Source organism: Pseudogracilibacillus amylolyticus (SeqCode), from assembly GCF_051918545.1.
GTDB lineage: Bacteria > Bacillota > Bacilli > Bacillales > Amphibacillaceae > Pseudogracilibacillus.
Genome location: NZ_JBPPZG010000272.1, coordinates 1 through 4,556, shown reverse-complemented (window position 1 = coordinate 4,556; position 4,556 = coordinate 1). Strand labels below are relative to the sequence as shown.

The window sequence follows — 4,556 nt, the reverse complement described above, 5'->3', positions numbered from 1 at the left end:
TATCGCTTGTTTTAATGATTTAAGCTCATTATACATTATCTGTATTGGCATTAGTAAAGTATAACCTTAACAGATATTATAGTTCAAGGATTACAATTACTGATTGACCCTGTTATACATGGGGATGTAACTTCTGAATGAAAAATACATTGGATTATAGGTAATTTCCTCTTGATTTTTTTCAAATTCATTGTATACTTTAAATCAGAGTAATTTTATATGAATTATAAGTGCGCTAATGAACTTGTGTATAATAATAAATTTGGAGGTTACAAAGTTGGACATAATTTTTATTATAATTAACATTGCTGTTTTAGTGGCGATAATAGGGCTGCTTATTTTTATGCAAAAGAAGCATATATCTTTTACAAAAAGAGTTTTCACGGGTCTAGGAGCAGGGATTGTCCTGGGTGCTCTATTACAGGTAATCTATGGAGCCGGATCGAATGTGTTAAATGAAACAGTGAGTTGGTACAGCATTGTAGGAAATGGTTATATTCGTTTGCTAATGATGATTGTTATTCCACTCGTCATGGTTTCGATTATCCAATCCATTATTAACCTTGAGAAAACAGCAGCACTTGGTAAAATGGCGGCTTGGATTATAGGTATATTAATTTCAACAACAATGGTTGCTGCATTGATTGGTATTGGCTCTGCTTTGTTGTTTGACTTAAATGCCGACCAGATTGAAGTTGGGCAGGCTGAAATGGAACGGGGTACTATGATGGAGGAAAGGCTCACAGAAGTTGAAGAACAGTCTACACCAGAGCGCATTTTGAATTTCATTCCATCAAATATTTTTCTAGATATGACTGGAGAAAGACCTACATCGGTTATTGCAGTAGTTATATTCTCCATTATTATTGGGATTGCTGTTCTCGGATTGCGTAGAAAAAATCCTGAACAAGCGGAAATGTTTACTAAAATAATCAATTCTATTTACGCAGTAGTTATGCGTGTAGTAACATTAGTTTTACGACTCACACCATTTGGAATTTTGGCTTTAATGGCAAACACAGTAGCAAACACAGATGTCGCAGGAATTTTACAGCTTGGAAAATTCGTGGTCGCATCTTATGTAGCTCTTGCAGTTATGTTTATCATCCATTTAGTACTTGTAGCAATTTTTGGTTTAAATCCGTTTATATATTTGAAAAAAGTCTTTCCAGTTCTTGGCTTTGCCTTTACGTCAAGGTCAAGTGCGGGTACAATTCCGTTGAACATTCAAGCACAACGACAATCGCTTGGTGTTGATGAAGGAATTGCGAACATGTCAGCATCATTTGGAGCAACGATGGGGCAAAATGGTTGTGCCGGAATTTATCCAGCGATGCTTGCTGTGATGATTGCACCTACAGTTGGTATTGATCCATTATCACCAGCTTTTATCGTTCAGTTAGTATTAATCGTTGGAATTAGTTCATTCGGTGTGGCCGGTGTTGGTGGAGGAGCAACTTTTGCAGCGCTAATCGTACTATCCTCAATGAACATGCCTGTTGCATTAGCCGGATTACTAATCTCGGTTGAAGCATTGATTGACATGGGACGCACGGCAGTTAATGTAAACGGAGCAATGGTAACAGGGACATTGACTTCACGAATTTTAAACAAACTGAATTTAAAAACGTTTCATGATAAAAATGCAATTGAAGCTAAAGGATCTCTGTAATATTGGAGCTTGGGATTAACAAAAACGTTCCACTCCAAAGAAAGAACGATTGACAAGCTAGGAAGTTGTTTTTGAATGTAGCTATTTCAACAGTTGAATACCGGTAGTAGTTGAACTAATTGTTGATTTACCCTTTTAGTTGTTATGACTACAACTTTATGCCGGTGAGATCATGAATGAATCTAAAACGGTCATAATTCAAGTGGTTATGTTCCCGCTGACCTGGGAAAAGAGCTCTAACGGTCACAATAACCAATAAAGTTTCTAATAATAACTAAAGGATTGATCCGAACGAATACAATTTGTATTAAAGTTCGGATTTTTTAATGACTAAACACTTTTGTCCAAGACTCTTATATGCTTTATTATTATGAACAATAATCTATAATTAAATTATCTATATTCGTTAGGATGATAAAAAGATGATGACCGTAAAAGACTTATGGCAGGTGTACATTACGAAAAACTTTTCGGTAGTTGCGGGAGATAATGCTTTACACAAACCTATCGAGAGTGTGGAAATATTGGATTTTGAGTTTGTAAAAGGAATCAGTCCAGTTAGAGATACAATTTTTAACCCGAACAGCCTTGTGCTTAGTAGTCTTTTATTTGCCAAGAAAAATCCAGAGTTATTACTGAATACTATAAAAAAACTTATCGAGCTAAACGTAAGTGCTTTAGCGTATAAACCTGTTATTTTTAGTGAATTCCCACAAGAAGTATTGGATTATGCGAATGATAAAGCTTTTCCAATTCTACGTTTTGGTGGAGATGAATTTTTTGAAGACATTATTCTTGAAGTACTAGATTATATGAAAGAAAAGAACCATACGCTTTATTTAGAAAAGATGATGGAGCGTTTTATTATAGAAAAAATACAAGAAGAGCAGATCAATGGTTTTATAAAACAAATGAATAAACCTTTTGAAAAGTATGTAGCTGTAGCAACTATACGATTGACAGATTCTGAGAATGATCGATGGATGGAAAGCTTTCTCCAATTCAGTTCTTTTTTAAAGACTGGGATTGTATGTAAGTACAGACGAAGTATATTTATTCTTTTTTCAAACAAAAATGAACAGTTTCATTTAGACACCATGTTGAACGATTGGATGGATTTCTTCAAGCTACCAAAAGAAAATTTAATCATCAGTTATAGTCAGGTACATCAGACAAAAACGGGACTTCATCTAGCGGTTAGAGAGTCTTTTTATACAAATTTTTTAGCAGAAATGGAAGGACAGTCTGTTTTTCATTACGAACAACTAGGCTCTGAAAAAATACTTATTGAGTTATACAGGAGAGATGCACAATTTGCCAACGATTACGTGAAAAGTTACTTAGGAGAAGTGCTTGATAATGGAGAATTACTTGATACGGCAACCACGTTTGTTATGAAAAAAGGAAATGTTAAAGAAATCGCTGCAGCTCACTTTTGTCATCCAAATACAATCCGTTATCGACTTACGAAAATTCGCCAATTAGTGGATGCTTCAAGCAATGAAAATGTTTTTTATGAACATATATCGATGGGAATCAAACTATATTTGTTGGATCGGTCGATAAAAAAATTTACTACTCATTTGGAATTTGTTCAAAAATAAACAAGAAACTTTGGAAAAATAAATATATAATTGCTTCTACTCTTATGCTATTCTAGTATTTATGTGGAGGGTGAAGCAAGATGAAGAAGCAATATATTGGAGATGGGTTGCTCCTACTTACAGCATTCGTTTGGGGAAGCGGGTTTGTTGTAACTGCAATTGGATTAAAGTATTTATCTGCATATCAACTGATGGCAGGTAGATTTGTTCTCGCTACAATTATTATGGCCTTAATTTTCAGTTATAAATTTAAGACATTTACTTTCTCTGTCATTTGGAAGGGAGCAGTACTAGGGACGATTTTATATGTTGCTTTTGCTCTCCAAACAGTTGGCTTAGAATATACGACTCCTTCTAAAAATGCTTTTTTAACTGCTGTGAATGTGGTTATTGTACCAATTATTGCTTACTTTATTTATAAACGAAGAATTGATCGCCATGAAGTGATTGGTTCAGTTATGGCGATAATTGGGATTGGCTTTTTATCCTTGCAAGGTTCCATGACGATTAATATTGGCGATGCATTATCACTCGCTTGTGCGGTTGGATTCGCATTTGATATTTTTTATACGAATTTATTTGTACAAAAAGAAGATGCGATTTCTCTTACGGTAGTGCAATTTATGACGGCTTCTTTTATCGGGGTTGTTGTTTTACTTATTCAAGGAGATATCCCGATGACAATGGAAAAAGGAGCGATATATTCCTTAATATACTTAGCGATTTTTTCTACAACCATAGCATATCTTTCGCAAAATATCGCATTTAAATATACGACAGCTACAAGAGCAGCGATAATATTATCGATGGAAGCATTTTTTGGCATGGTGTTATCGGTTCTATTTTTACATGAACTATTGACTGTCCGGATGATGATTGGGGCTACTCTGATCATGACGGCAATTTTAATCGCTGAATTAAAACCTGTTATCAAAAGAAAAGCTGAACTTAAAGATGTGTCTTGAAAAATGAAGTTCGGCTAACTAATAAACGATGAATTTATCCTCTGAAACCTTTTGGAAATCGCCGTACTTTCAGTCTATTAAGTTGAACAAATAAAGATGAAGGCGCGAGTCCCTTTCAAGTTGCGGGACAATTAGTGAGATTTAGCCGTCGCATTCTTGAGTCAAGTCAAAGAAAGCCCCTTCCAAATTCTAAGATTTGGTGGGGCGAGGTTCACTTCCATTAATCATTTTCCTTTTTATTTCCCATGGATTGTTCCATTTGATTAGATTGCAGTTGAGATCCTTGTTCAGAATCCTCTTCTTGATTTATAACTT

Annotated in this window: 3 protein-coding genes; all 3 read left to right on the top strand. The window is 34.9% G+C overall.

The features are described 5' to 3' along the window. The first annotated feature begins 277 nt into the window (after window positions 1-277). The 3 genes from ACPYKA_RS19210 (at window position 278) to ACPYKA_RS19200 (ending at window position 4,241) form a co-directional block, all read left to right on the top strand. On the top strand, window positions 278-1,672 hold the full coding sequence (locus ACPYKA_RS19210) for an L-cystine transporter (protein ID WP_479543808.1): 1,395 nt from the start codon (window positions 278-280) through the stop codon (window positions 1,670-1,672). Window positions 1,673-2,094: 422 nt separating this feature from the next. Continuing rightward, window positions 2,095-3,276, top strand: coding sequence for a PucR family transcriptional regulator ligand-binding domain-containing protein (locus ACPYKA_RS19205; RefSeq protein WP_479543807.1), 1,182 nt, complete (start codon window positions 2,095-2,097; stop codon window positions 3,274-3,276). Window positions 3,277-3,356: 80 nt separating this feature from the next. Continuing rightward, window positions 3,357-4,241 (top strand): DMT family transporter, encoded by an 885-nt coding sequence (locus ACPYKA_RS19200; protein ID WP_479543806.1) that lies wholly within the window; start codon window positions 3,357-3,359, stop codon window positions 4,239-4,241. The last annotated feature ends 315 nt before the right edge of the window (window positions 4,242-4,556 follow it).

Excerpts from the sequence above, each read along its gene's own strand:
- ACPYKA_RS19205 (WP_479543807.1), top strand. The coding sequence starts at position 2,095 with ATGATGACCGTAAAAGACTTATGGCAGGTGTACATTACGAAAAACTTT.
- ACPYKA_RS19200 (WP_479543806.1), top strand. The coding sequence starts at position 3,357 with ATGAAGAAGCAATATATTGGAGATGGGTTGCTCCTACTTACAGCATTC.